At 58.9% G+C, this 23,312-nt stretch carries 26 protein-coding genes and 1 tRNA gene; 9 read left to right on the forward strand and 18 right to left on the reverse strand.

Annotation, left to right across the window (positions count from 1 at the left end; translation table 11 throughout):
* Positions 1–50 precede the first annotated feature (50 nt).
* The 4 genes from GAO09_RS28580 (at position 51) to treY (ending at position 6,240) form a co-directional block, all read left to right on the forward strand.
* Positions 51–839: a nucleotidyltransferase family protein gene (locus GAO09_RS28580; RefSeq protein ID WP_153360609.1), complete on the forward strand. Its 789-nt coding sequence runs from the start codon at positions 51–53 to the stop codon at positions 837–839.
* 62 nt (positions 840–901) lie between these two features.
* On the forward strand, positions 902–1,615 hold the full coding sequence (locus GAO09_RS28585) for a metallophosphoesterase family protein (protein WP_338015115.1): 714 nt from the start codon (positions 902–904) through the stop codon (positions 1,613–1,615).
* 90 nt (positions 1,616–1,705) lie between these two features.
* On the forward strand, positions 1,706–3,559 hold the full coding sequence (treZ, locus tag GAO09_RS28590; RefSeq protein WP_153360218.1) for a malto-oligosyltrehalose trehalohydrolase: 1,854 nt from the start codon (positions 1,706–1,708) through the stop codon (positions 3,557–3,559).
* Complete coding sequence (treY, locus tag GAO09_RS28595) at positions 3,559–6,240, forward strand: malto-oligosyltrehalose synthase (protein WP_153360220.1); 2,682 nt, start codon at positions 3,559–3,561, stop codon at positions 6,238–6,240. The genes treZ and treY overlap by 1 nt, the downstream gene beginning before the upstream one ends.
* Before the next feature lie 210 nt (positions 6,241–6,450).
* Here the strand turns inward: treY and GAO09_RS28600 are convergent, their stop codons facing one another.
* From GAO09_RS28600 to GAO09_RS28655, 12 genes are all read right to left on the reverse strand, one after another.
* Positions 6,451–6,645, reverse strand: coding sequence for a hypothetical protein (locus tag GAO09_RS28600; RefSeq protein ID WP_153360222.1), 195 nt, complete (start codon positions 6,643–6,645; stop codon positions 6,451–6,453).
* A complete protein-coding gene (locus GAO09_RS28605; protein WP_153360224.1) occupies positions 6,638–6,886 on the reverse strand; it encodes a hypothetical protein in 249 nt (82 codons plus the stop codon). The genes GAO09_RS28600 and GAO09_RS28605 overlap by 8 nt, the downstream gene beginning before the upstream one ends.
* 65 nt (positions 6,887–6,951) lie before the next feature.
* Positions 6,952–7,380: a DUF983 domain-containing protein gene (locus GAO09_RS28610; protein ID WP_153360226.1), complete on the reverse strand. Its 429-nt coding sequence runs from the start codon at positions 7,378–7,380 to the stop codon at positions 6,952–6,954.
* 123 nt (positions 7,381–7,503) lie between these two features.
* A complete protein-coding gene (locus tag GAO09_RS28615; RefSeq protein ID WP_112733473.1) occupies positions 7,504–7,857 on the reverse strand; it encodes a DMT family protein in 354 nt (117 codons plus the stop codon).
* A gap of 139 nt (positions 7,858–7,996) precedes the next feature.
* Positions 7,997–8,338, reverse strand: coding sequence for a hypothetical protein (locus tag GAO09_RS28620; protein ID WP_153360228.1), 342 nt, complete (start codon positions 8,336–8,338; stop codon positions 7,997–7,999).
* Positions 8,339–8,538: 200 nt separating this feature from the next.
* Positions 8,539–8,757 (reverse strand): hypothetical protein, encoded by a 219-nt coding sequence (locus GAO09_RS28625; protein ID WP_153360230.1) that lies wholly within the window; start codon positions 8,755–8,757, stop codon positions 8,539–8,541.
* Positions 8,758–9,018: 261 nt separating this feature from the next.
* Positions 9,019–10,101 (reverse strand): hypothetical protein, encoded by a 1,083-nt coding sequence (locus GAO09_RS28630; RefSeq protein ID WP_153360232.1) that lies wholly within the window; start codon positions 10,099–10,101, stop codon positions 9,019–9,021.
* Between the two features lie 332 nt (positions 10,102–10,433).
* A tRNA-Met gene (locus tag GAO09_RS28635) sits at positions 10,434–10,510 on the reverse strand.
* Between the two features lie 169 nt (positions 10,511–10,679).
* On the reverse strand, positions 10,680–11,876 hold the full coding sequence (mnmA, locus tag GAO09_RS28640) for a tRNA 2-thiouridine(34) synthase MnmA (RefSeq protein ID WP_324185094.1): 1,197 nt from the start codon (positions 11,874–11,876) through the stop codon (positions 10,680–10,682).
* A 200-nt stretch (positions 11,877–12,076) separates the two neighbouring features.
* Complete coding sequence (locus GAO09_RS28645; RefSeq protein WP_153360234.1) at positions 12,077–12,403, reverse strand: hypothetical protein; 327 nt, start codon at positions 12,401–12,403, stop codon at positions 12,077–12,079.
* A 160-nt stretch (positions 12,404–12,563) separates the two neighbouring features.
* Positions 12,564–13,736, reverse strand: coding sequence for an AAA family ATPase (locus GAO09_RS28650; protein WP_153360236.1), 1,173 nt, complete (start codon positions 13,734–13,736; stop codon positions 12,564–12,566).
* Positions 13,737–13,844: 108 nt separating this feature from the next.
* Positions 13,845–14,066, reverse strand: coding sequence for a DUF7660 family protein (locus GAO09_RS28655; RefSeq protein ID WP_153360238.1), 222 nt, complete (start codon positions 14,064–14,066; stop codon positions 13,845–13,847).
* A 2-nt stretch (positions 14,067–14,068) separates the two neighbouring features.
* Between GAO09_RS28655 and GAO09_RS28660 the strand changes: the two genes are divergently transcribed.
* Positions 14,069–14,464, forward strand: a complete 396-nt coding sequence (locus GAO09_RS28660) for a DUF7677 family protein (protein WP_209018875.1) — start codon at positions 14,069–14,071, stop codon at positions 14,462–14,464.
* 17 nt (positions 14,465–14,481) lie between these two features.
* Here the strand turns inward: GAO09_RS28660 and GAO09_RS28665 are convergent, their stop codons facing one another.
* Together GAO09_RS28665 and GAO09_RS28670 are read right to left on the reverse strand one after the other, a co-directional pair.
* Positions 14,482–14,757 carry a hypothetical protein gene (locus tag GAO09_RS28665; protein WP_209018876.1) on the reverse strand — a complete coding sequence of 92 codons (276 nt, stop codon included), beginning with the start codon at positions 14,755–14,757 and terminating at the stop codon, positions 14,482–14,484.
* Between the two features lie 235 nt (positions 14,758–14,992).
* Complete coding sequence (locus GAO09_RS28670) at positions 14,993–16,798, reverse strand: putative bifunctional diguanylate cyclase/phosphodiesterase (RefSeq protein WP_153360240.1); 1,806 nt, start codon at positions 16,796–16,798, stop codon at positions 14,993–14,995.
* Between the two features lie 266 nt (positions 16,799–17,064).
* Here GAO09_RS28670 and GAO09_RS28675 point away from each other — a divergent pair, with 266 nt between their 5' ends.
* Positions 17,065–17,535, forward strand: coding sequence for a hypothetical protein (locus GAO09_RS28675; RefSeq protein WP_153360242.1), 471 nt, complete (start codon positions 17,065–17,067; stop codon positions 17,533–17,535).
* Positions 17,536–17,553: 18 nt separating this feature from the next.
* On the opposite strand, the gene GAO09_RS28680 is transcribed toward GAO09_RS28675, so the two are convergent.
* Both GAO09_RS28680 and GAO09_RS28685 read right to left on the reverse strand, forming a co-directional pair.
* A complete protein-coding gene (locus GAO09_RS28680) occupies positions 17,554–18,015 on the reverse strand; it encodes a hypothetical protein (RefSeq protein ID WP_153360244.1) in 462 nt (153 codons plus the stop codon).
* 34 nt (positions 18,016–18,049) lie between these two features.
* Entirely contained in the window at positions 18,050–18,952 is a 903-nt protein-coding gene (locus GAO09_RS28685) for an energy transducer TonB family protein (protein WP_209018877.1), read from the reverse strand.
* 422 nt (positions 18,953–19,374) lie between these two features.
* On the opposite strand from GAO09_RS28685, the gene greA reads away from it, so the two are divergent.
* Positions 19,375–19,857 (forward strand): transcription elongation factor GreA, encoded by a 483-nt coding sequence (gene greA / locus GAO09_RS28690; RefSeq protein ID WP_324185092.1) that lies wholly within the window; start codon positions 19,375–19,377, stop codon positions 19,855–19,857.
* Between the two features lie 95 nt (positions 19,858–19,952).
* Complete coding sequence (locus GAO09_RS28695; RefSeq protein WP_153360248.1) at positions 19,953–20,429, forward strand: hypothetical protein; 477 nt, start codon at positions 19,953–19,955, stop codon at positions 20,427–20,429.
* Positions 20,430–20,438: 9 nt separating this feature from the next.
* Here GAO09_RS28695 and GAO09_RS28700 read toward each other — a convergent pair whose 3' ends face one another.
* Positions 20,439–21,560, reverse strand: a complete 1,122-nt coding sequence (locus tag GAO09_RS28700) for a mechanosensitive ion channel family protein (protein ID WP_153360250.1) — start codon at positions 21,558–21,560, stop codon at positions 20,439–20,441.
* Positions 21,561–21,684: 124 nt separating this feature from the next.
* Between GAO09_RS28700 and GAO09_RS28705 the strand changes: the two genes are divergently transcribed.
* The gene (locus GAO09_RS28705; protein WP_153360252.1) at positions 21,685–22,149 is read left to right on the forward strand and encodes a DUF1810 domain-containing protein; all 465 of its coding nucleotides are present in this window, start codon (positions 21,685–21,687) and stop codon (positions 22,147–22,149) included.
* Positions 22,150–22,172: 23 nt separating this feature from the next.
* On the opposite strand, the gene GAO09_RS28710 is transcribed toward GAO09_RS28705, so the two are convergent.
* The gene (locus GAO09_RS28710; RefSeq protein ID WP_153360254.1) at positions 22,173–23,222 is read right to left on the reverse strand and encodes a Tim44 domain-containing protein; all 1,050 of its coding nucleotides are present in this window, start codon (positions 23,220–23,222) and stop codon (positions 22,173–22,175) included.
* Between the last annotated feature and the right edge of the window lie 90 nt (positions 23,223–23,312).

The following is a 23,312-nucleotide window of genomic DNA, read 5'->3' on the forward strand; positions in this document are numbered from 1 at the left end:
CGCGACGGGCGGAGACCCGTATCTCGGCTGACGAACATGCCGGCAATGAAATGAATATCGAAGCCAAGGCTTCGCCCACGCTCGCCGATGCCGAGGCGGAAGCCTTCGCGGCGGAAGTGATTGAAGAGCTTGTTGCCTGCCACATCCCGTTTCTCGTCGCCGGAACATTTGCTGTCAGCGCCTATACCGGTATTTCGCGTCCCACCAAGGATCTCGACATCTTCTGCAAGGCTGGCGATTACGCCCGTATCCTCGCCCATTTCAAATCGAAGGGTTTTGAAGTGGAAGTCGAGGATGACCGCTGGCTCGGCAAGGTCAAGCGCGGCCGGCATTTTCTCGACGTCATCTTTGCCGGCTCGAACGGCACGATGCCGATCGGCGATCTCTGGCTGGATAATGCCCGCCAGATGGAAATGCACGGCCATAATGTCCGCGTCATCGCACCGACCGAACTGATCTGGTCGAAATGTTTCGTGCAGCTGCGACACCGCTATGATGGTGCCGATGTCGTGCATGTCATCCTCAAAGCCCATGACCAGATCGATTGGGAACGCCTGCTTGGCCATATGGAAGTGCATTGGGAAGTGCTGCTCATTCACCTCATGAACTTCCGCTGGATCTATCCGACTGAGCGCGACAAGGTGCCGGCATGGCTAATGGACGAGCTTCTCGACCGTCTCGCCGCCCAGCGCCAGCTGCCGCCGCCGCAGATGAAGATTTGTCGGGGTCGCATGTTCTCGCGCATCGATTTCGAAATTGACGTCAAGGAATGGGGTTTTGCCGATGTGGGCGGCGAAGGCGAAATGCGTGACGAAACCCAGGAAGGAGCATTGCCGTGACCGACGACGCTATCCACCAGAGCGCCAACAATCCACCGCAGGATCTGGCTGAGAACCAACCGGTGCACAAACCGCTGCGCATCGCAGCCGTCGCCGATCTGCATGTGAAGGAGAACGGCAGCCAGTCCTACAAGGAACTGTTTGCAGAAATCTCCTCGAAGGCCGACGTGCTGGTCATGGCGGGCGATCTCACCGATCTCGGCAAGCCCAAGGAAGCGGAACTGCTGGCATCGGATCTGCGCAGTTGCACCATTCCGGTCGTCGGCGTGCTCGGCAATCATGATTACGAATGCGGCGCTGTCGATGAGGTCAGGGAAATCCTGAAGGATGCCGGTGTGCACCTTCTGGAAGGTCAGGCGGTGGAAATCGGCGGCGTCGGTTTTGCCGGCGTCAAGGGGTTTGCCGGCGGTTTTGGCCGCCACATGCTTGGCTCCTTCGGCGAACCGGCGATCAAGGCCATGGTGGCGGAAAGCGTGGAGGAATCCATGCGGCTGGAAAATGCGCTCCGGCAGGTTCGCTCGCACCGCGCCATGGTGGTGCTTCATTACGCGCCAATCCCTGAAACCGTGGCCGGAGAACCCGAGGCCATCTATCCCTTCCTCGGCTCGTCACGGCTGGCGGAAACGATCGACCGTTTCCCGGTGTCGGCCGTCGTACATGGCCACGCCCATCGCGGCACCTATCAGGGCAAGACCCCCGGCGGCGCACCCGTTTACAACGTCGCAGCCCATATCGAAAAACCGACGGGACGGCCTTACGCGCTCCTGGAATTGTAGCACGCGATTTTTTAGCGATTGGCCTCGAAAGGCGGAACCTCGGGGCCGATCCGCCGTTGAGGGCATCGACAATCACATCGGGGATTTTTGATGCCAGCTGCCGACATCGCGAACGAATTCCGAACCTTTCCAAAGACATGGGGCGCCGAATATGTCGCTGCCGGTGAAGTGCGTTTTCGCCTATGGGCACCGGGCCAGAAAGACGTTCAACTGCGTTTGAATGGCAAGGATACGCCGATGACGGCAGACCGCGACGGCTGGTTCGAGATCCTTGCCACCGGTGTTGAACCGGGGGCCGAATACCAGTTCGTTCTGGACGACGGCCTTGCCATTGCAGACCCCGCCTCCCGCGCCCAGAAAGGCGACGTGCACGGCCCATCCCTTGTCGTCGATCCGACCGATTATCCGTGGCACGTGACCAAATGGATCGGTCGCCCCTGGGAAGAAGCGGTCATCTACGAACTGCATATCGGCACCTTTACCGCGGATGGCACCTTCCGGTCGGCAATCGAACGCCTGCCTTACCTGAAAAAACTCGGTATCACCGCTGTCGAAATCATGCCCGTCGCCCAGTTCGGCGGCACCAGAGGTTGGGGTTATGACGGTGTGCTGCTCTATGCGCCGCACAGCGCCTACGGCCCGCCGGAGGACTTCAAGGCCTTTGTCGACGCCGCCCATGAACACGGCCTGATGGTCCTGCTCGATGTCGTTTACAATCACTTCGGCCCGGACGGAAATTACCTACCGGCCTGCGCGCCCGAATTCTTTCATCCCGACACGCCCACCCCATGGGGCGCGGCAATCGCCTACGACAAGCCGGCCGTGCGCAGCTTCTTTCTCGACAACGCGCTCTACTGGCTGGAGGAATTCAACCTCGACGGCCTACGCTTCGACGCCGTCGACCAGATCCGTGATGAAAGCGAAAGACATTTTCTGCTTGAGGTCGCGGAACGGATTCGCGCCGAAAACCCCGGACGGCACATTCACCTCACCACTGAGGACAATCGCAACATCACCTCCCTGCACGAACGCGGCGAGGATGGCTCTGTGCCGCACCATACCGGTGAATGGAACGACGATTTTCACAACGTCATCCATGTCATCGCCACGGGCGAGACCGACGCCTATTACAAGGATTTTGCGAAAGACCCGCACAAACACCTTGCCCGCGTGCTGGCCGAAGGGTTTGCCCATCAGGGCGAGGTCGCCGCATCGACCGGCAAAAAACGCGGCAGCATCAGCACGCATCAGCCGCCGACGGCATTTATCGATTTCATCCAGAACCACGATCAGGTCGGCAACCGCGCTCTCGGCGAGCGTCTGCTGACGCTGGCAGGTGAAGACAAGGTGAAGGCCCTCATGACCGTTCTTCTGCTCTCCCCGCATATCCCGCTTCTGTTCATGGGCGAGGAATTTGGCGAGGACCATCCTTTTCTGTTCTTCACCGATTTCCACGGCGATCTCGCCAAGATCGTGCGCGAAGGACGGCGCAAGGAATTCGCCGGTCATGCCGGTTTCCGCGACGGTGAAGGCGATACGTCCGATATTCCCGATCCCAACGCGAAAAAGACATTGGATGCCTGCAAGCTCGACTGGGACAAGCTGGAAACCGACATCGGCCGCAACTGGACCGGCTTTGTCGAAGACATGCTGACGCTGCGTCGGGAAAAAATCGTGCCACTGCTCGGCGAGGCACGCGGCCACGCCGGCAAGGTATTGAAGGTCGATGGCGGCACGATCGCCGTCAGCTGGAAGCTCTGTAATGCCACCCTGTCGATGGCGGCCAACCTGTCGGACGAGGCGTCATCCCAGCCGGACCTTGCCGGCCAGATCATCCACGAAACCACCAGCGGCAAGGCCGGCAACAAGGCCGGTGCCAATGATGGACTGTTGCCGCCATGGAGTGTGGTGGTCTCGATCGACGGTACAGAGGGCAAGAACTGATGGCATTCCCCACCTCCACCTATCGCCTGCAATTCCGCAACGGCATGACATTCGACCGTGCCATCGAACTCGTGCCCTATCTCAAGAAACTCGGCATCAGCCATCTTTATGCCTCGCCGATTTTCACCGCCACCAGCGGCTCCACCCATGGCTATGACGTCACCAACGCCAATGAGATCGATCCTACAATCGGCGGTCGTGAAGGCTTCGACAAGCTCTCCGCAACCCTGAAAAAGGCGGACCTCGGTCTGATCCTCGACATCGTGCCGAACCATATAGCGGCATCGCTCGAAAACCCGTGGTGGCGCAGCATCATCGAATGGGGCGAGGACAGCCTTTACGCCTCCCATTTCGATGTGGACTGGACACGGTCGCTCACCTTGCCTTTTCTCGGTGACGACTTTGACGCGGTGATATCAGACCTTTCGATCACCGCGGACGCGCAAGCCGGTTGCCTGGCGCTCACCTATTACGACAGCCGTTATCCGCTCAACCCAAAAACCTATGCTAGCGTTCTCGACGGCATCGACCTGCCAATCGCAAAGAAAATTGCGACCATCGCGGCCCACGCATCGCCGTGGGATGCAAACGCCTTTCATGACGGCATCCGCGCGGCACTCTCGACCGGCACGGACGCCGGCTTCAGCCCCGCCGACACGATGGCGTTGGCTTCCGCTCTCGAAAAATTCTCAAACGATCCGAATAACCTTCTGAAAATTCGCGATCTTCAGCCTTGGCGACTGACCTCTTGGCGTACAGCCGCCAACAATCTCAGCTATCGCCGTTTTTTCGAAATCACCGGCCTTGCCGGCCTGCGGGTCGAAGAGGAATCCGTGTTCGACGATGCCCACCGCCTTGTGCTCGAACTCGTGCGAGGCGGCATCGTCGATGGCCTGCGCATCGACCATGTCGATGGCCTTGCCGACCCGAAGACCTATCTCGACAAACTGCGCTCAAAAATCGGTCCGGACACGTTTCTCATCATTGAAAAGATCCTCGGCGAAGGCGAGACGGTTGCCGCCGACTGGCCGATTGCCGGCACGACCGGTTACGAATTCATCTCGGAACTGACCGACGTGATGATCGATAATGCCGGACTGAAGACACTCTACCACGCCTATGACCGCCTGCGCGGCCGCCCGACGCATGTCACGTCAGAAGTACGCGACGCCAAAGGCCTGATGTTCGACGTCAATTTTGCCGGCGAGGTCTCCACCCTGCTGCGGTTGGCGACGGACATCCGCGCGGCAGAGGGCGGCGACATGATCGCTCCGGAAACCGTGCGCACCGCGCTCAGGGAAATTCTTCTGACATTCCCGGTCTATCGCACCTATGGCACCGCCGACGGCCTGCCGGAGGCGGACAGAAAACTGCTGACCGAGGTATTGGAGACGGTGCGCGAGGGCGGGCGCGCCGAAGCCGAAGCGCTTGCCTTCATTGAGCGACTGATAACGGGCGACGTTGCAAAAATCGTGTCGGACAAGGCCACGACTTTCCGCATCCGCCTGCAACAATTGAGCGGCCCGCTGACGGCGAAATCGATCGAGGACACGCTGTTTTTCCGCATCAATCCGCTGCTCGCACTCAACGAAGTCGGCAGCGAGCCTTTTATGCGCGACCATGACCTGAAGCATTTTCACGCAGCCATGCAGGCACGGCGGGAAACGCAGCCGAACGGTCTCTCCTGCAGTTCCACGCACGATACCAAACGCGGCGAGGATGCGCGTGCCCGGCTGCTGGCACTCACCGAGGCACCGGATGTGTTTGCCGAAGCGGTCAACCGCTGGCGTGGGCTCAATGCTGCTGCCATCCATTCGTTGCCCGATGGTGCCGCGCCAGAACCGGCGCTTGAGTGGATGCTCTACCAGGCGCTTGCCGGTGTCTGGCCACCGGAACTGACGATCAAGGATGCCGATGGCATCGCGGCGCTGTCCAATCGTTTTCTGACCTTTGTCGAGAAGGCGCTGCGCGAGGCAAAACTCCACACCAACTGGGGTGAACCGAACGAAGCCTATGAGACGGCAGTTGCGGATTATGTCCACGCCCTGTTCGGCAACCGTATATTCCTGTCGGATTTTGTCGCCACCATGCAGCCCTTCTGGTGGGCGGGCGCCGTCAACGGCATTACCCAGACGCTGATCAAGCTTACCGCACCCGGCATTCCCGACATCTATCAGGGCAGCGAGACACTCGACCTCAGTCTTGTCGACCCCGATAACCGCCGTGAGCCGGATTTCGAGACGCTGGCGAAACAGCTGTCCGCTGCCACCCATCTACCCGTGACCGACGAGGACTGGTTGAACGGTGCAGTCAAGCAGCAGGTAATCGCGCGAGCGCTCCGGCTGCGTCAGGACAAGCCGACGCTCTTCAGCCAGGGCCGGTATATCCCCCTCACCGGCGCCGGCAAACGCGGGCGCAACGTCATCAGTTTTGCGCGCGCCGATGAACAGGACGCCGTCCTGCTGATTGCTCCCCGCCTTGTCCTTGGCGCCTTCGCAGAACATCCCTCGACTGCCGCGCTCGATGGCTGGGACGAAACCTCACTGACGCTGCAACCCGGTCTTGCCGATCGCCGCTACCGCGACCTGTTTTCCGGACGTGTCATTGCGGCGGGAGAAAAACTGTCCGTGGCTGAAGCGCTCTCCGGCCAACATTTCACCCTTCTGGTGGCCGAGGGGTAACCCTCGGCTTTCTACCTCCTGCGCAAACGCAAACAGGGCGCCGATCCAGCCGATCGGCGCCCTGTTTGATTCCTTGCCCCAAACCCTTCCGATGTCAGGCGATGCCGACGAAGGACAGGACGGCGAGAACGATGACAACGGCTCCAACGAGCCAAACGATGCTGTTCATGATGATCTCCTTTTCTCTGTTAGATCAGGTGTTTGTCGGCCTCAGGCGAAGCCGACCAGATTGAGAACGGCGATAACGATAACCACGGCGCCGACAAGCCAAACGATGCTGTTCATGACGAACTCTCCTTTTTGATTGTTGTGAAACGAACGGTTGAAAGGGTGAAAAGGTTCCGCTTTTGGGACAGTGCGAAAAACCTTCGTTTTGAAGGCTTTCCCCTCCTCCACATCAGGCACCGGGCGTCGCCATGCCGTCGCCGCGGCGCAGCCTGCGGATCTGCTTGACGACCCGAAGCGAACTCGATGCACGTGCCGCGGATCCCTCCGAACTGCTGCCCAGAACACGCAGCATATCTTCCGCCTCATCGACGGAAATCGTGCCGCGCGAGGCCAGCCCATCGATCAGCAGCATCAGCGCGCCTTCAACCGCGAGCGCGCGCCGCTGATGTTCGTTTTCCATCATCTCCGCATTCGACATAATAAGCTCCTTCGCTGCGTGAGACGAATGAGTTGGGCAGGCGCTTTGTTCCGTCGAAAGCAGGATTAGGCCGGTTCTGAGGGGAATTTGATCTGGTCCGGCCTGTCACGCCGCGCCAGTTCACCCTCTTGCGCCTTGTAAAAATACTGGCTGGCGACCAGCCAGCCCTTGAGGGGACGCAATGGCGGAATGCAGGTCAGAAGCATGAAAGGCAAAGACGTGAAGAGATGCACCCAATAGGGCGCCTGCAAGGCCACCTCGATCCAGACTGCCAGCGCGACGCTTGGCACGCAGCCGAAGCAGATGACGAAAAATGCCGGGCCATCCGCCGGATCGGCAAACGAATAGTCCAGTCCGCAGACCTCGCAGGCCGGACGCAATGTCAGAAAACCCTTGAACAGATGTCCTTTGCCACAACGCGGGCAGCGGCCACGAATGCCGGTCTGGAACGGCGGCAACGGTTCGTGGCGCTTGCTGCTGACAGTTTCTTCCATGGCAACATCCCCCCGCCGCATGAATTGGCGCGATATGAATTGACGATTGCAATTATCGTCGAATACACGCGCAGAACAAGCGGCGACACATGGGGCGCGGCAATCTGCCCCGCCCCGGCTGTATCAGGCGCGGAAGATGAACGAGGCGCCGATGGCGATCATCGCAAAACCTATGACGTGGTTGATGGTGAGGTTTTCACCCAGCCAGAAGACGGAGAAACCGGCAAAGACGACAAGGGTGATGACTTCCTGGATCGTCTTCAGCTGGGCGGTCGTATAGACCTCAGAGCCCATGCGGTTGGCCGGAACCGCGAGGCAATATTCGAAAAAGGCAATCCCCCAGGAGGCCGCAATGGCGATCCAGATGGCGCTGCCTTTGTGCTTGAGATGACCGTACCAGGCAAACGTCATGAACACGTTTGAAGCGAGCAGCATGACGATAGGCCACACGGCAGCGGGGCTGAGCGAGAAAGGCATTGTTTGCGAATCCTGTGGAGACGAGGCGGTAGCGGAGAATGGACCGGGGCGTGCATTTGCTCAAGCGGGACCGACCGTCCTCCCATAGAAAAAGCCCCGCCGTTGCGGCAGGGCTTCATGCATTGATCTATCCAGCGGATCAGATTTCCGGGCAACCACGTTCATTGGCGAAAGTGATACGGTCCGGCCCGCGGCGTGTCATGCCTTCAACGGTGATACTGCGGCGGGTGACGCGCGTGACTTCGGCGTCGCGCAGACCGGATTCGCGAGCAGCGCGCCGGGCGTCCCGCTCACTGCATCCACCGCGGCGATCATAACGGTCGCGGTCTCTTTCACGGTCGCGATCACGGATAACAGGGCGCACACCATCTGGGCCGATACGCAGTTCAACATCCTGCGCCTGTGCGGTGGTAACGGCACCGGTCAGGGCGCCTGCACTCATCGCCAGCGCCAAGCCGGCTGTTGTCAGGAATTTCAGCATTTGTTCCTCCTTGGCGCCACTCCCTCCCGGAATCGGCAGCACACAATTGACTGACGACACGAAAACGCGGTCTCACGGAGATTTGTTCCGGTTTGAACTTTGCCAAGCCGAAATTAAAACCGCCACGCCCAAGGAAAAGCGCAGGGTGGACAATCAAAATGCAGGCAACGCGCAATGGAAATGCGGTTGTTATGCCCGGATCAGAGTTTTGCCCTGTGCCCTGCAAAAGTTTTCGGCGGAGGAGCTGCCTCATGCACCTTGGCCAGATGTTCCAGCCACGTTGCCAAGCCCTCGGGAACCTCTTCGTTCCCGGCTTCCAGAGCCTCGATCCACGACAGATCGCATTGCAATGCGGAAGCGATATTGATGGGCGTCCAGCGAATGACACGCAGACATTCGTTGAAGCGTTTGGAATTCATGCTGGTATCAAGCTCCCCTTATGGCGTCGGACAGGCATTGCGGAATCGCATATCCATTCGACAATTTATGCCGGAACACTGCCAGAGCATGCAAAATGTTGCAATCCGCCAAGGGACGATCGCAAGAAACAATCGCAAGGCCGATAAATACCCCGATCGGCCTTCAGCATTGCCCAACACGGATACGCTTGACAGGATGCTCTCGGGTATCGTCTGGACCAGCGTTCTCAGTCATGTGCCGTGATGCTCCCCGACCACCCCTCACTTCCCTATGAACCTTCTTATACGCGCCCGCAGCGCCGCACGAGCTTGAAGTGACTTCATCGAAGCCTCCAGGCCTGGGACCCGATCAAGATATCCCTTGTCCTTTGCCCGCTGATACAGGTCTACGATGAAGGCCTGCTCGCCACCGGCGATATCTTTCGTGGTTACCTTCGGCGGACTATCGTCCAGGAACACTCCCGCAGGGACCGCCCCCGTCATCCCGGCAAAGAGAACCTTCGTTCGCATGCATTTGATGCACTTGCCGCAGTTCTTTGGCCTGATGTCCTTGTCCTTGCAGAAAGATATGCATGAAAGAGCGAGGGGGTCAGATGCGATACGCTCGACCTTTTCTGCCCTGGTGACATGTTCATTGACAGCGATGCACGAAAAATCGCTTCCTTGAAAATATCGGTTCGTGACGTGGTTCAACGGCCAGGGAAAGTGAACGAAGTCCTGCTCCCAGGTCAGGTCCGCGGCGAAATACGCACGCTCGAACACGCTTCGAAACATAAACGCATATCCGGCAAGGACTGACGAGTAAGAATGATAACCACGCGACAGCTTGGCGAGGTTCGACCGCACCGTTAAGCGCGTGTAGTTCAGATCGTCCAGCAGCGGCTGCAGGTGGTTCATCGCTCTTTCGAACTGCTCATTCGCTTTGAACGAGTATTCCATGCCTTGGACCTGCAGGCCGACAGACGGGGTCTCTCTCCGGCCTCGGTCCAGGAGCATGAATGTGGAATCAACGCCGCCCGACACCATCGACAGATCCCCGGAACGGGGGTTTGTATTCACCTGTGCCGGCAATGCGGTGATACGCAATGACCGAAACTCACGCGGACGCCACATCTCCCATGTCCGGGTCATGAGCTGTGCATTATCCAACACCATCTGATCGACTGGGCCGTCGATATGGATGTCAGCCCCATCACGCATGGCAAACGGCAGCACATGCCAGACCGCAAAGCTCATGTCTGTGAGTTCCGGCAAATCAATGCCGCGAACGCTGTACAGAATAGGCCTGTTGCCGCCAGTGAGCTCAATCTCGTTCTGCGTTTGCTTAACCTTGAAAGTGCCCATAACCCCCGCCCGCGCATATTCCATGGAACATACCGGTTAAATAAGGACCTCCCCCAGATGATCAAGCTTGGCAAGACAGGTGGTGAGCTCAAAGCCCCCCAACAGTGATGCTCGCTCCTCAGCGGAAGACCGTTCGCCGTTTCCGCGAAAACGCGGAAAGTCTCGCGAGAATATTTAAAGATTGGGGAGAAGCCCTGCCGGAACCGGCAATTCCGTTCAGGCAACTTGTCGCCGCGGTCGTTGTCGAGCCGCGCGGTATGTGAACCTACCCTATCGGGATCAAAGGCTTCCTGCCAAGGTTCACGGGAGTCGACGAACTGTCGGAGTAAAAATGGTAGCGGGGGGCGGAATTGAACCGCCGACCTCAGGGTTATGAATCCTGCGCTCTCACCAACTGAGCTACCCAGCCACACACGACAGAAGGACCTTTTGGATCGTCCCGCCGCTTTGATGAGCGGCTTATAAGACCCGTGTCACCAAAGTGTCAAGCAGGCTTTCGGCAAAAATCTGGGAAGATCAGCAACCTTGTGATTTCCGTCCGTCCCTGCCTGCCGCAAAGCCCCTGCCCTGCCTTGCGCTCAGGCCGCGACCGGCTGCGCCAGCAGCGTCTTCAAAGCCAGTTCGGCCTCGGCGGCACGTTCCGACCGTTCGACGAAGCCGCCGCCATAAACGCGCGAATCTGCGCCTTCGCCGGAATAAAGAACGCAGGCCTGCCCCGGCGCCACGCCGGCCTCGCCAACCGCGAGATCGACATAGATGCCGATTTCATCCGCATGCAGCACCGCCGGCGCCGGTGGGCGGGTGGATCGCACCTTGGCGAAACAGGAAAAGCCGTTTGCCGCGTCGGCAGCAAGCGAACCGTCACCGATCCAGTTGACGTCGCGCAGGTAGACGCGGTGCGTATCGAGCGCCTCTTTCGGGCCGACGATGACGCGGCGCGAACGGGCATCGAGATAAACCACGTAAAGCGGCTCGCCGGTCGCAACGCCGATGCCGCGACGCTGGCCGATCGTATAATGGAGAATACCCTCATGACGGCCGAGAACACGGCCATCGATATGGACGATATCCCCGCCAAGCGCCGCGTTCGGCTTCACCTTGTTGATGATATCGGCGTATTTGCCCGCCGGCACGAAACAGATGTCCTGGCTGTCGGCCTTCTTGGCAACGACGAGGCCCATCTCTTCCGCCATTTCGCGCACCTGCGCCTTGCTCATGCCGCCAAGCGGAAAACGCAGGTAATCGATCTGTTCCTGCGTGGTGGCAAACAGGAACCAGCTCTGGTCCCGATCGCTGTCGATCGGGCGATAAAGCGCGCGACGGTTCGGGTTGTCGGCGGACGGATTGAGCGACGAGCGGATGTAATGACCTGTCGCCAGTGCATCGGCGCCGAGTTCCTTTGCCGTCGCCAGCAGATCGGCAAATTTTACCGTCTGGTTGCAGGCAACACAGGGGATCGGCGTTTCACCCATGGCATAGGCTTCGGCAAACGGATTGATCACCGTTTCGCGAAAACGCTTTTCATAGTCGAGCACGTAATGCGGAATGCCCAGCGTTTCCGACACGCGGCGGGCATCGTCGATATCCTGACCGGCGCAACAGGAGCCGGCACGGTGCACGGCGGCGCCATGGTCGTAAAGCTGCAGCGTGATGCCGAGCACATCATAGCCCTGCCGCTTCAGAAGCCCGGCAACAACGGAGGAATCCACGCCGCCCGACATGGCGACGACAACGCGCGTGTCTTCCGGCCTCTTGTCAAAATCCAGCGTGTTCACGAAACTCTCTCGATATGTTTTGGCGCCCACTTTCCAGCGGCGGATGATGGGCAGGGACGCGGGTTCGACTGCGACCGGGCCCTTTCAGGTCTGCCGGATATAGAAAGGAAAGTGTTGAAGCGCAAGACGAGCCGGCGCGCGGGTGTCGGGCGGCTTTTGCATGGCTCCGTTCGAATGGGTGCCGCTCTGCAGATTTCCCCTCAATCTCCCTCGCCCGACCAGTAATGTTCGACGATCTTCTGCTCGCTGCGGATGAGATGGCCGGCCATGACCGGATTGCCGCCTTTCATGGTCTCGATATCGGCACCGCATAAAATCAGGAACATGTTCTGGTGCAGGACAGCAGCAAAATATTCGATAGGCGGCGGGCTTTCCGTGAGATCAGTGGTCGGCCAGGCGTCTGCTGCCTGTTTCGTTGCTTCTTCGAGTGCGTTCTGGACCGCCGCCATCAACCCCTCACCGGCACGTTGGATGGTATCGACGACCTGCTGCTCAGTCGGCGTAAAAACGGTGCAGGAATTGCTCATCTGACGATCTCCCATGGAATCGCGACGGGTACCGCGCAACCTCAGTATGAGAGGTGATTGTGTCGGCTTTGGGCTGGAGTGAACGATACGCTCCCATGCCCGATCTTCACCACACGCACGTTTGGCCGGCCACAATAGTCAGGCATTCACCGTCATGCGTTCACCGGGAAGGCCAGGTCCAGGCAGGCGCGTCAATTCCTTCCGCCACCGTCTCGCCAAGAACCTTCTTGAGCGTGATCAGGAAAGCGTCACCTTCAGCATCCAGCCCCGCCACCAATTGATCGGCATGCGAAACCACGATGAGTTGCGAGCGCCTGCTGGCCTGCAGGATCAAGCGGGCAAGTGGCGCAAGAAGATCTGGATGCAGGCTGGTTTCAGGCTCGTTCAGAACCATCAGGGCGGGTGGTCGGGGCGTCATCAACGCCGCGACAAGCAGCAGGTAACGCAAGGTACCATCGGACAGTTCGCTGGCAGCCAGCGGCCGCAACAAGCCCCGTTGCCGCATCAGCAATTCAAAGCGGCCACGATCCTCGGTCACCTCGACGGCGCTGCCGGGAAAGGCATCCTCGATCGCCTCATGGAATTCGGCGGCATCGCCGATTTCGAGAATTGTGGCGATGGCTGCCGCCAGATCCGCGCCGTCGGATGCCAGGACCGGCGTTCTGGTCCCCACCTGCGCCTGGCGGACAGGTGCATGCGGGTCGGTGCGAAAATGATCGTAAAAGCGCCAGCCATTCATCTGGGCGCGAAGATACAGCAGTTCGGGAAGATTTTGGGGATCGGCCGACTGCGTCATCATGCTTTCGAATGCTGCAAGATCATGCAGCAGGACCTGACGGCGAGCATCGCCCGACAGCGCGGTGACGACCGCTCCCCGGCGTTCGGCAAAGACGTTGCGGCGGCTAAGCTCCTCGCCCGCCCAGACGGCCTCCGCCTTTATTTCCGGATCGAGCGCAAAATAGACGGGCGACGGCGGTGGTGGTTTTGGTGGCTGCGGCAAGCCGAGATCAATCGCATATCCGTAATCTTCCGAGGCAAATCCCAGCTTGAGCGCGACCGGATGTTTACGACCGGTGCCCTGTACGGGCACGCTGCCGTCCTTCATGCCGCGTGAAAAGGCTTCAGGTCCCGCCCAGATCGTCGATTGCAGACCGCCTTCCGCAGCCAATGAGGCGATGGCCCGCCCCTGCGCGACATCGGCGAGAAGCCGAAGCGCACGATAGAAGCTCGACTTGCCTGCGCCATTCGCGCCGGTCACGACGGTCAGTTTTTCAAGCGGCAGAACCAGATTACGAAGAGAGCGATAGCCCGAAATGGCAATGGTGAGGATCATGGTGGCACAATTCTCACGGAATATGGAGGCAGGGCAAGCGTGTTGCGCTGATGGCGCAGGCTTTCACGCGCCTTTGCCCGAAGGCATCTGCAGGCGCGACGGCTTCATCTATTCGTAGATTTTGGCAGCGGCGAGCAGGGTCGCGGCATGTTGCCATGGGTTTTCGGGAAAAGCCTGCGGCCGGTCGTTTGTCCATGCCTCCATAGCCTCGAGAAAGGAGGCAAGGTCGCGATTTTCCCAATCGCCGACATCGGGATTTTGCAGGCTCACACTCAACTGCCTGAGAAAGATCAAAAAACTGTCGCGATCATGGACGAGATTGGAGTTCATCAATGCACCATGGCATAACTATCGAGTGCGAGAAAAGCATCTTCAAGGAAACAAGAATTGGACTATTCAGCTCCAAAAAATTCATACCCGTTCCTAAAAAAATGCACCCTGACCTGCGCATTGCTATCGCACAATTTTCACTCTGGGTCGCCAATGGATCGGTTGGACATCCCATTCTCGAGAATGTCGATTATTCAGAGGTGCTGCAGGAGCCGAGCGCCATGGAGCGGCTCTATTTCATCTTCACCAACTGCCTGGAACTGGACGAGGAAGGGGCGCCAACCAACGCGCGCCACGCCGAAGAGCGCGCAGCCCAGTGGCTGCGACAATATTGCGAGCGCGATCATGTCATCGACCCACCTCTGAGCGATGAGGAATATAACGGGCATATGTATTGATGCCCTGACCACAACGCTCACGCCTCCAGTGGCCAGCGATCCGGCCGTCCGGCGCGGATGTAATCGAGATATTCGCTTTGGCCAATCAGCGCGTTGGTCCAGCGGGTTCTGTCCGCGCCAATCTTTTCCTGCGCAAGGGCAAGCGCTGCCTCAACATCATCGAATGTCGCGACAGGCCCCTCGTCGTCCTCATCGGTCAATGTGGGAAAATCATATAAATCCAGAAATTCCTCGTCGCCGATATCCTCGGCATCATAGACCCATAATTCGATGACACCCCGGGTCGGGCGCAACTCGACATGGCGGATACAGCCGGGATCTTCCGGGCTCTTCCCGAGAAACTGTTCAACGGACTTGCCGCGATTGAGAGCGCTCGAAATATAGTCGTCGTCAAGATAACGGATGGCTGGTCACCTGCTCTGGCGCGCGCGGATCAGGTCCAGCGCGAATGGATCGACGATTGCCCCTGTAAATCGAAATGCTGACGGCAGCAAAGGACCAATCGCCAAGGCGGCTGGTCGCGTCCCCTCAAGCCCGCCGATGTGTTCCCACATGCATCTGCGCCGAATGCCGCAACAACACGGCGGCGGCATCGCAGTCGACGGCTCTGGAAAACAGATAGCCCTGCCCGAGCGCACAGCCGAGATCCATCAGCTGGGCCGCCTGCGCATTTTCCTCAATACCTTCGGCCACGACACGGATGCCGAGTTTCCTGGCAATATCGATGACACCCTCGACGATGAAGGCAGCCGGATCACGCGGGCGCAGGCGATCGGTGAAGGACTTGTCGATCTTGATGATATCCACCGGCACCGTCAAAAGATGGGTGAGCGAGGCAAAACCCGTGCCGAAATCATCCAGCGCGACGCGCAGGCCGCTTGCGCGCAGCTGCCGGATCTCATCGCCGATATCGAACCCGCCCTGCCCGAAATAGACGGATTCGGTGACTTCCACGATCACATGTTTCAGCGGCACGCCGGCATCGGCGAACACAGCGCAGATACGTTCGTTGAGATTGCCGCCGGCAAGGTCGGCAGCCGATAGATTGACGCCGACATGCTGCAGCGCCAGGCCCTCGTCCAGCCAGCCGCGCATGTCGCGCGCCACCTGTTCCAGCATGCATTGTGTCAGTTCGGCCGCCACCTGTGCGTCCTTGGTGGCCTCGTGGAAATGCGCGGCCGAGACGATATCGCCACTTTGCGTACGCATGCGTGCCAGCGCCTCGAAGCCGACGACCTGGCGTGTGTCGAGCCGCACAATCGGCTGGTAATACGCATGGATGCGCGCCTGCGCCAGCGCCAGGCCGACATCGCGGATGGCGCGGAAACGGCGGGTAATGGCAGTGCCCAGGCCATCGGCAAACTGCACATACTGGCCGCGGCTGCGCTCCTTGGCGTGGTAAAGCGCCAGATCGGCATTCTGAAGAACTATGTCGGGTGTTTCACCCTCAGCGGCGAGCGCACCACCGATCGTCGCTTTCGGAAACACGACATGGCCGGCGCAGTTGCAGGAATCCGACAGCGACGACAGGATGTCTGTGGCCATCCGTTCCAGATCGTTCGGCGCATTGTCGCGATAGACGATGATCGCAAATTCGTCGCCGCCCAGGCGGAATGTGCTGTCCGGCCCGCCAAGGGCCGCGGCGCGGGCAGCGACCGTCTGGATCAGGCCATCGCCGGCCGCATGGCCAAACGTGTCATTGGCCAGTTTCAGGTTGTCGATATCGACCAACAGGATGCCCCACGGGCTGATTGCATTGTCGAGCCCCGCAAGCACCCTGTTGAAACGGGCGCGGTTGGGAAGGCCGGTGAGCGCGTCGGTATAGGTCAGCCGGTCGCGCTCCATCACCCGTTCATTACGCTCTATGGCAATTGCGCAAAGATGCACGCAGGCCTCTACGATCTGTCTTTCGGTTTCGTTGGGGCCGCGGTTTTCGCGGAAATAGAAGGCGAAGGTAGCAGCCACGCGCTCACCAACCATGATCGGTGATGACCAGCAGGCGACGAGGCCGAGCGGCAGGGCAAGAACCTTGAATTCGCTCCAGCGCGGATCGCTTGCGATATCCGTGACGACCACCGGCTCGCCAAGGAAGGCGGCAGAACCGCAGGAACCGGCAAGCGGGCCGATCGGCTGGTTATCAACGGCTGCGGAAAAATGCGGCGGCAGCGATGGACCGGCAAGCGGATGCAGCAGACCTTCCCTGACTGCCAGCACCGAGCAGACGATACCGGGCGCGATAACTTCCACGTCCCGGCAAAGGAGATCGATGGTCTGTTCGAGCGGTTCGCCCCGCGCGATCATTTCGAGAATGGCATTCTGCAGTTCAAGGATCATGATAGGGCCCGTCGAGAAAGCAATACCGGTTTAAATCACCGGAATTGCTAGGGCCTTTTATATATCGATAAATTCTAATCTAAGGTTTACGGGTGCGCCGATGGATGGATGTTTCCGACGAAGCCGAGGGGATACCGATATGACAGTTGGCGCTTGTTATCGACTGCGCGCGACAAAATGCTTTGATTGGATAAATTTGGCTCTGAAAGGATAAGTGTTCCTTGACTGCCCACGTGCAGATTGCAACCCCAACCATGGGGGCGAGATTGCGTATTCTCCTTATCATCGCGGCGGTCATAGTGCTGATTGGCGGCGCAGTTGCCACCATCAAAACACCTAATGTGCGTGCGCAGGAGCGCGTACTTGCCAGATATAAGGTCAATCCGGACACAACGCGGGCAAGTATGCGGACAGCGATCCTGAAATGCGTACCCGGCATCGCCCAGAGCCGCGTCGGCCCGCGGTTTACCGGTTCAGTGATCGTGCCGCTTTACGTCAAACTCCTGCATATGAGGCAAAGCGGAACAGACAGACAAGCTATTTCCGCTCAAATGCGAAAATCGATCATCAAAGATCACCTGAAGCTACTGGATGGCCTTCCCGACAAGGATTTTCTCGAGATGGTCGGTTACGTCAAGAAGATGGGTGAGGACGATATCGAGAATTGCATTCTCGATATCGTGTCTGAAGGCGCCCCCCTGAACGAAAACGCCAAGCAGTGGGGCCTGCGGATTTAAAGCGCATGACAGGGTCAATCAGCCCGTAACGTCGCCGTCCAGTCCAACGAAACCGTCGCGCATTTGCGCCATCAATCTCAGAAATCGCACTTTTCCCGTCACGCCGGCCAATTCCGCCTCACGGTAACCTCGGAAGACATAAAATGTCGTGCCGTTTTCATCACTGAACTGGTGGAGGAATTCGAGAGGAACTCCATTTTCGAAAACCCAGCTTGGCTCGAAGAGCCATTTTGGCTTGCCACTCACACAGATGAACAGGTCTTGTAGCTTCAACGAAAACCACGCGGCGATATCAGCTGGTTGTTCGACGGAAAACTCCGCATAAAAACGGTCAACGAAGCTGCCTGATGCCGCGCTCGCGTTTTTCTCCGCAACCAGAAACCGATCGAGGCGATCGGAAAATTGCGCCTTTTGCGCATCAAAGGGGTTTGCCGCCACCTTGGCCGCAAACTTATTTCGTAATTCTTCACCACGGTTCATCGGCGCATTCCCTAAAAATCCGACGCCAGAGACCTTACCGCACCACCTGCACCGTCTGCGCCAGAAGCTTGAACACCGGGCGCGCAGCTGGCGTCGCTTCGCGGGTGGTGTCGCAGGAAATGCTGACGCGGCCGGTCGGCGTATCGGCGAAGACGACGTATTGACGGGCAGTGTCGACATCCGGACCCGATGCGGGCGCCAGAATCATCTCCACAGCCTTTGCGCTGTGAAGGCTGATCGTCTGCGTGTCTTCCACCCTCTTGCCGCCCTCTTCCATCAGGGCGCGCAACGGCTTTTCCAGTTCGTTGAACATGGCATCGCCGTTCAGCTTCTCCTGGGACCATCCGTAACGCGGATTGTCCTTTTCCCAGACGCGGAAACCGACCTTGCAAACGGCCTGGTCAGGTGTGCCCGGAATGCGGCCCGGCGCCGTGCTGATGAGATTGTATTTGACCGTCTCTTCACCCGGCGGGTCGGCCTTGCCGATGGTTTGCAGCTCGGCCGGCGTGGTGAAGGTCAGGCCCGTCACCGCATCCCTTGTGGTCGGGTTGGGCAGTTCCATTTCCATACTGATCGGCACGACAATCTTTTCCGTTTCGCCCGTCATGTCGGCGGAAAACGGCGCAACCGGCGACACGCGCAGGATCGCCTCGCGTGCGTTTTTATCCACCTGCGGCACACCGGAACTTTCACGGATTTCCACGTCGGTAATCGTGCCGTCCTTGTGCACCACAAAAGCGACCTTGGCGGTGCGCGGGCCGCTGACTCCGGCGATCGGGCGCGGCATCCTGATAGACCGATGGATTTTTCGCGACAGCGCAGTCGTCCAGTCCTGCTTGCTGGAAGGCTGCGGCTCCGGCCGAGCGCCCTTGGTCTGCGCCATCACGCTGGTTGCGGCGCACATGAGCACCACAAGCAAAAGTCCAGTCCGTTTCATGTCGACCCCATCCATGCGATATGCCGGCCGAAAACTAACCGTTTTGCCTCATATTTCAAGCGGATAAACGGGGCGTCGGAGAACCGGGCGGATCAGCCGCGCTTGTTCATATCACGCACCACCCATCGGAAGAAAAAATAGATGGCGGCAGAAGCAATGAACAAGGGAAAGAGATTGTGGATCGTATCCATGCTGAAAACATCCGGCGGCGCCCGAGGATTCGGGTCTGTAGCAACAATGCAGGAAAACCATTAATTGCAAATTAAGTAAATACTGAACTGTTCGCAGATGCAGCAAAACACGGCAAGACCCAAAAATGGTTTGTCCGGCCACCACACTGAAACCCGGCAAGGTACGGTGACACCTCTGTTATCCGCTTGGGAAAACTGGCATAATCACGCTTTAATCGATGGAGTTCTGACGTGAGCGTCGCCTTTACCAAGGAAGAAAGCGCCGAGACGGCAGCCGAAACCCTTTTGCCCGAACGGCCGATTTCGCCGCATCCCAATCTCGTGACAGAGGCGGGGCTGAAGGCGTTGGAACGGCAGATGGAAGAGGCCCGCGCCGCCTATGCCGCCGTGGAAGACATTGACGACGTCAACGAAAAACGTCGCCAGACGGCTGGCCCCTTGCGCGATATCCGGTATCTGGCCGAGCGCTTGCGCACCGCGCAGGTGATCCCGGCGCCTGCTTCGACCGATGTTGTCGCCTTCGGAAGCCTTGTTACCTTCGAACGCGACGACGGCCGGGTGCAGACCTACCGCATCGTCGGCGAGGACGAGGCAGATCCGAAGGCCGGCACGATTTCCTATGTCTCACCGGTGGCGCGCATGCTGTCCGGCAAGGCGGTGGGCGATGTGGTGAGCCTTGGCGGACAGGAGTTGGAGATTAGGAAGATCGGGTGAGCAGTTATTCCGCAAACCATAAATCCTGCCTAAAGGCATTAAGGCGCCTCTAACATCTGTGTTGTTACAAGCAAGCGGGACATTGGGGGCGAGGCATGTTGCGCGTAACTGCTGCGGTACTGATCATCGGCCTGGGTGGCTGGTATGGCTACGCCCGAATGAGTGATGGCGAGGAAGCCGAATTTACCAAACGATATCTCGCCATGGCATCCGCCAACCCGGATGATCTGCAGAGGCATTTTGCCGCCGTGATACCGAACTGCCTGCCGCAGACCGCAAGGGTGCACCTGAAAACGCAGCGGGTCAAAGATCTTACCACACTCACTTTCATGAAATCCGCGACACTCACTGCGGAAGGCAAAAGCCCGGAAGAGGCATCCAGCGTCTTGATCCCCTATCTCATAAAGCTTGGGGAGCAGATGCCTGAGGACGATCAACAATCCTACATCGCAATCGTCAACAATGGTGGATTGCAGGGCCGCACACTGGTCTGCGTCGTGTTAGCTCTGAAGACCTCCATCTATCAAAGCGATGTCGGCGGCGATGCTGAAAAATGGCAACTTCGCCGCTGATATCCGCAATCACGACTGCAAAACATGCTGCCGCGCACCGTCCATCACCGCCGCGCCATTGGCATTCGCCGCTCCTTCCGCCCGCACCCGCGGAAGGGCTGCCGGATAGTCGCGCTGGATGAAATCGATGATCTTTTCCCGCATCTCGCAGCGCATGTCGAAGGTCTTCGGAGCGCTGGCCGCGGAGATGAGGATACGGATCTGCATCACGCTTTCGGTGAAATCGGTCACCTGCACATTGACCACCTTGCGGTCCCAGATCTTTGACTCGTTGGCGATCTCCTCCACCCTCTTGCGGATGGCTGACACCGGCACCGAATAATCGAGATAGATCATCACGGTGCCGATCAGCGCCGAGCCTTCGCGCGTCCAGTTCTGGAACGGCGTCTCGATGAAATAGGAGAGCGGCAGGATCATCCGACGCCAGTCCCACAGCTTTACGACGACGTAGGTCGAGGTGATCTCTTCAACATTGCCCCACTCCCCTTCGACGATCAGCGCATCGTCGATGCGGATCGGCTGGGTGATGGCAAGCTGGATACCGGCAAAGATGTTTTTCAGCATCGGCTGGAGCGCCAGACCAAGCACGATACCGGCGACGCCGGCAGAAGCCAGTACACTGACGCCATATTGCTGCACGGCCGGAAAAGTCATCAGCATGGCGGCGATCGTCAGCGCCACGATCATGAAACTACCCACACGCTCGCCAATGCGCGACTGGGTAACGTGTGTACGCGCCAGAAGATTGTCTTCCGCATCCAGCTTGAAGCGCCGGAGATAGACCGTCACCCAGATATGGAGGGCCGCCTTGGCCGACCAGCCAAGGACGAGGATGAAGCCCAGCAACAGGACATGCCGGATGAAGTTGGCAGGCCCCGCCGCCAGCGGCGCGATGGAGGCGGCAAACGACAGGGTGAAGGTGAGGATCGCGAGTTTCAGCGGCCGCTTGCCGCGAGACACCAGCGAGCGCCAGAACAGATCCTTGTTTTCCACCAGTCGGGTGAAGAGGCGGAAGACCAGACGGTGGATTGCAAGCCCGAAAAACACGGCCAGAACAAGGAGGCCTATACTGACCACCCAATTCGGCAGCCAATCGGTATAGGCGCGAAAATCAGCGATAAATTGGTCCATTCTTCCCAGCTAGGGTGCATTGCAGCATAAAAAACCCCCGGCATGAAAATTTCACGCTTTTGTCAGAACACGCCCGAACCCTTTGGCCTGTCGTTCGTTGGAAAGGAAACGAAAGGAGAAAGGCATGGTACAGACACTGGTAAATCAGCCGCCCGTATCGCAGCAGTGGCACGATGATTTTTACCTCGGCCGCTTTCTCGCAGCCCAGCAGGCGGTCTATCCGAGCGTGCTGGAGGAATTGCGCGACGGCTTCAAGCAGAGCCATTGGATGTGGTTCATCTTCCCGCAAGCGAAAGGCCTCGGCCGATCACCGATGGCGCAGCGTTATGCTATCGCTTCGCGAGCCGAAGCCGAAGCCTATCTCGCCGACCCCATTCTTGGGCCGCGACTGGAGGAATGTACGCAGGCAATGCTGACACATCCGGGCCGTTCAGCGCATGATATTCTGGGCTCGCCCGACAACATGAAATTCTGCTCGTCGATGACGCTGTTTGCGGAAGTCGCAGAAAAGGGCTCGCCTTTTGAGCAAGCCCTTGAAGAATTCTGCGGCGGCAAGCGCGACGAACACACGCTTGCCTTTCTGAATTAGGAAACCGGTGGCTGACCGGGGCGTTACTGAGCGCCCTGGATAGCCGAAAGCTGCCACTCGCCAGCCGTTTTGCGGACAAAGGTCCACAGTTCGACAGTTTCGCTGGGGGTGTTTTCATCACCCTGAACAACGGCACCGGTGTTGCGGTCACGCATGATGTCGATGCTGGAATAACGCATGGCAACGGTTGCGTATTCCTGGCCGTTTTCGCGCCATGCCTCGGACAGGTCACCCTGCAGAAGCTGGATATCGCGAACATCGTTCTTGACGCCGGCCGTGGCGTTTTCACCCATTTCTTCCGCCAGATAGGACATGGCTTCCGGCGTCGTCAGGCCACGCAGCTTGGCATAGTCTTCCGCACCATAGGCACCCTGAACCTCCTGAAGCAGCTTTTCAAACTGGTTGAGGTCGCGGTCGGTGATACCGATCTCGTCGGTATCGGAACCGGCCTTGCGCGGAGCAGCGTTGGCGTTGGCGGTTGCGGCACCAGCAGCACCGCCACCCATGGTCGGAATACGAAAGCCCGGCTGGCCACCATTGTTGCCACCACCATTGCCGCCGCGCGGGCCTTCATGGGCGTTGCGCTGCGAACCATAGGCACCGGCAGGACCTGCCGGCTGCTGGCGACGTGCGAAGAAACGGAAGGCCAGCATGGCAAGACCGGCGATCAGAGCGATCTGCAGCAGCATGCCGAAGAAACCGGCCATGCCGCCAAACCCATTGCCCATCATCATGCCGAACAGGCCGCCAAGCGCGAGACCGCCAAGAAGACCACCGGCCATACCGCCGAACATGCCGGGACGGCGCTGCTGCTGGGCAGCCTGCGCGCCCATGCCGTTGGCAGGCGAGGCAGCGTTCTGCTGCGTGTTGGGGGTCATCGAACGGTTGATGCCGGTGGCGGAACCGGGAGCGGTATTGGTGGTGGCGGGCGCGGAATAGGTGCGCGAACCACGGCTGCCAAAACTGCTGCCGCCGCGACGGGCTTCAGCAAAATCCACGGCCACCAGCGAGACCGCGAGGCCGAGCGCGGCCACTGCGAATACATGCTTGAACCGCTGAATTTTCGATAACATCAAACTCTCCTTCTGATCGCCCGATTGCGATCTGTCCCGCATCATATGGCGATGAACGCTCCACAATTTTAGAGGCATCACCGCATTTTC

Source organism: Endobacterium cereale (assembly GCF_009617585.1).
Lineage (GTDB): Bacteria > Pseudomonadota > Alphaproteobacteria > Rhizobiales > Rhizobiaceae > Neorhizobium > Neorhizobium cereale.

What these genes read in the sequence shown, in the direction of transcription:
- GAO09_RS28645 (WP_153360234.1), bottom strand. Translation starts at nt 12,403, where the DNA reads ATGAGCAATTCCTGCACCGTTTTTACGCCGACTGAGCAGCAGGTCGTC.
- treY (WP_153360220.1), top strand. Translation starts at nt 3,559, where the DNA reads ATGGCATTCCCCACCTCCACCTATCGCCTGCAATTCCGCAACGGCATG.
- GAO09_RS28695 (WP_153360248.1), top strand. Translation starts at nt 19,953, where the DNA reads ATGTTGCGCGTAACTGCTGCGGTACTGATCATCGGCCTGGGTGGCTGG.
- GAO09_RS28625 (WP_153360230.1), bottom strand. Translation starts at nt 8,757, where the DNA reads ATGAATTCCAAACGCTTCAACGAATGTCTGCGTGTCATTCGCTGGACG.
- GAO09_RS28670 (WP_153360240.1), bottom strand. Translation starts at nt 16,798, where the DNA reads ATGATCCTTGAACTGCAGAATGCCATTCTCGAAATGATCGCGCGGGGC.
- GAO09_RS28630 (WP_153360232.1), bottom strand. Translation starts at nt 10,101, where the DNA reads ATGGGCACTTTCAAGGTTAAGCAAACGCAGAACGAGATTGAGCTCACT.
- GAO09_RS28710 (WP_153360254.1), bottom strand. Translation starts at nt 23,222, where the DNA reads ATGTTATCGAAAATTCAGCGGTTCAAGCATGTATTCGCAGTGGCCGCG.
- GAO09_RS28655 (WP_153360238.1), bottom strand. Translation starts at nt 14,066, where the DNA reads ATGAACTCCAATCTCGTCCATGATCGCGACAGTTTTTTGATCTTTCTC.
- GAO09_RS28685 (WP_209018877.1), bottom strand. Translation starts at nt 18,952, where the DNA reads ATGAAACGGACTGGACTTTTGCTTGTGGTGCTCATGTGCGCCGCAACC.
- GAO09_RS28615 (WP_112733473.1), bottom strand. Translation starts at nt 7,857, where the DNA reads ATGCCTTTCTCGCTCAGCCCCGCTGCCGTGTGGCCTATCGTCATGCTG.
- GAO09_RS28620 (WP_153360228.1), bottom strand. Translation starts at nt 8,338, where the DNA reads ATGCTGAAATTCCTGACAACAGCCGGCTTGGCGCTGGCGATGAGTGCA.
- GAO09_RS28610 (WP_153360226.1), bottom strand. Translation starts at nt 7,380, where the DNA reads ATGGAAGAAACTGTCAGCAGCAAGCGCCACGAACCGTTGCCGCCGTTC.
- GAO09_RS28700 (WP_153360250.1), bottom strand. Translation starts at nt 21,560, where the DNA reads ATGGACCAATTTATCGCTGATTTTCGCGCCTATACCGATTGGCTGCCG.
- GAO09_RS28580 (WP_153360609.1), top strand. Translation starts at nt 51, where the DNA reads ATGAATATCGAAGCCAAGGCTTCGCCCACGCTCGCCGATGCCGAGGCG.
- GAO09_RS28680 (WP_153360244.1), bottom strand. Translation starts at nt 18,015, where the DNA reads ATGAACCGTGGTGAAGAATTACGAAATAAGTTTGCGGCCAAGGTGGCG.
- GAO09_RS28650 (WP_153360236.1), bottom strand. Translation starts at nt 13,736, where the DNA reads ATGATCCTCACCATTGCCATTTCGGGCTATCGCTCTCTTCGTAATCTG.
- treZ (WP_153360218.1), top strand. Translation starts at nt 1,706, where the DNA reads ATGCCAGCTGCCGACATCGCGAACGAATTCCGAACCTTTCCAAAGACA.
- GAO09_RS28705 (WP_153360252.1), top strand. Translation starts at nt 21,685, where the DNA reads ATGGTACAGACACTGGTAAATCAGCCGCCCGTATCGCAGCAGTGGCAC.
- GAO09_RS28605 (WP_153360224.1), bottom strand. Translation starts at nt 6,886, where the DNA reads ATGTCGAATGCGGAGATGATGGAAAACGAACATCAGCGGCGCGCGCTC.
- GAO09_RS28660 (WP_209018875.1), top strand. Translation starts at nt 14,069, where the DNA reads ATGCACCATGGCATAACTATCGAGTGCGAGAAAAGCATCTTCAAGGAA.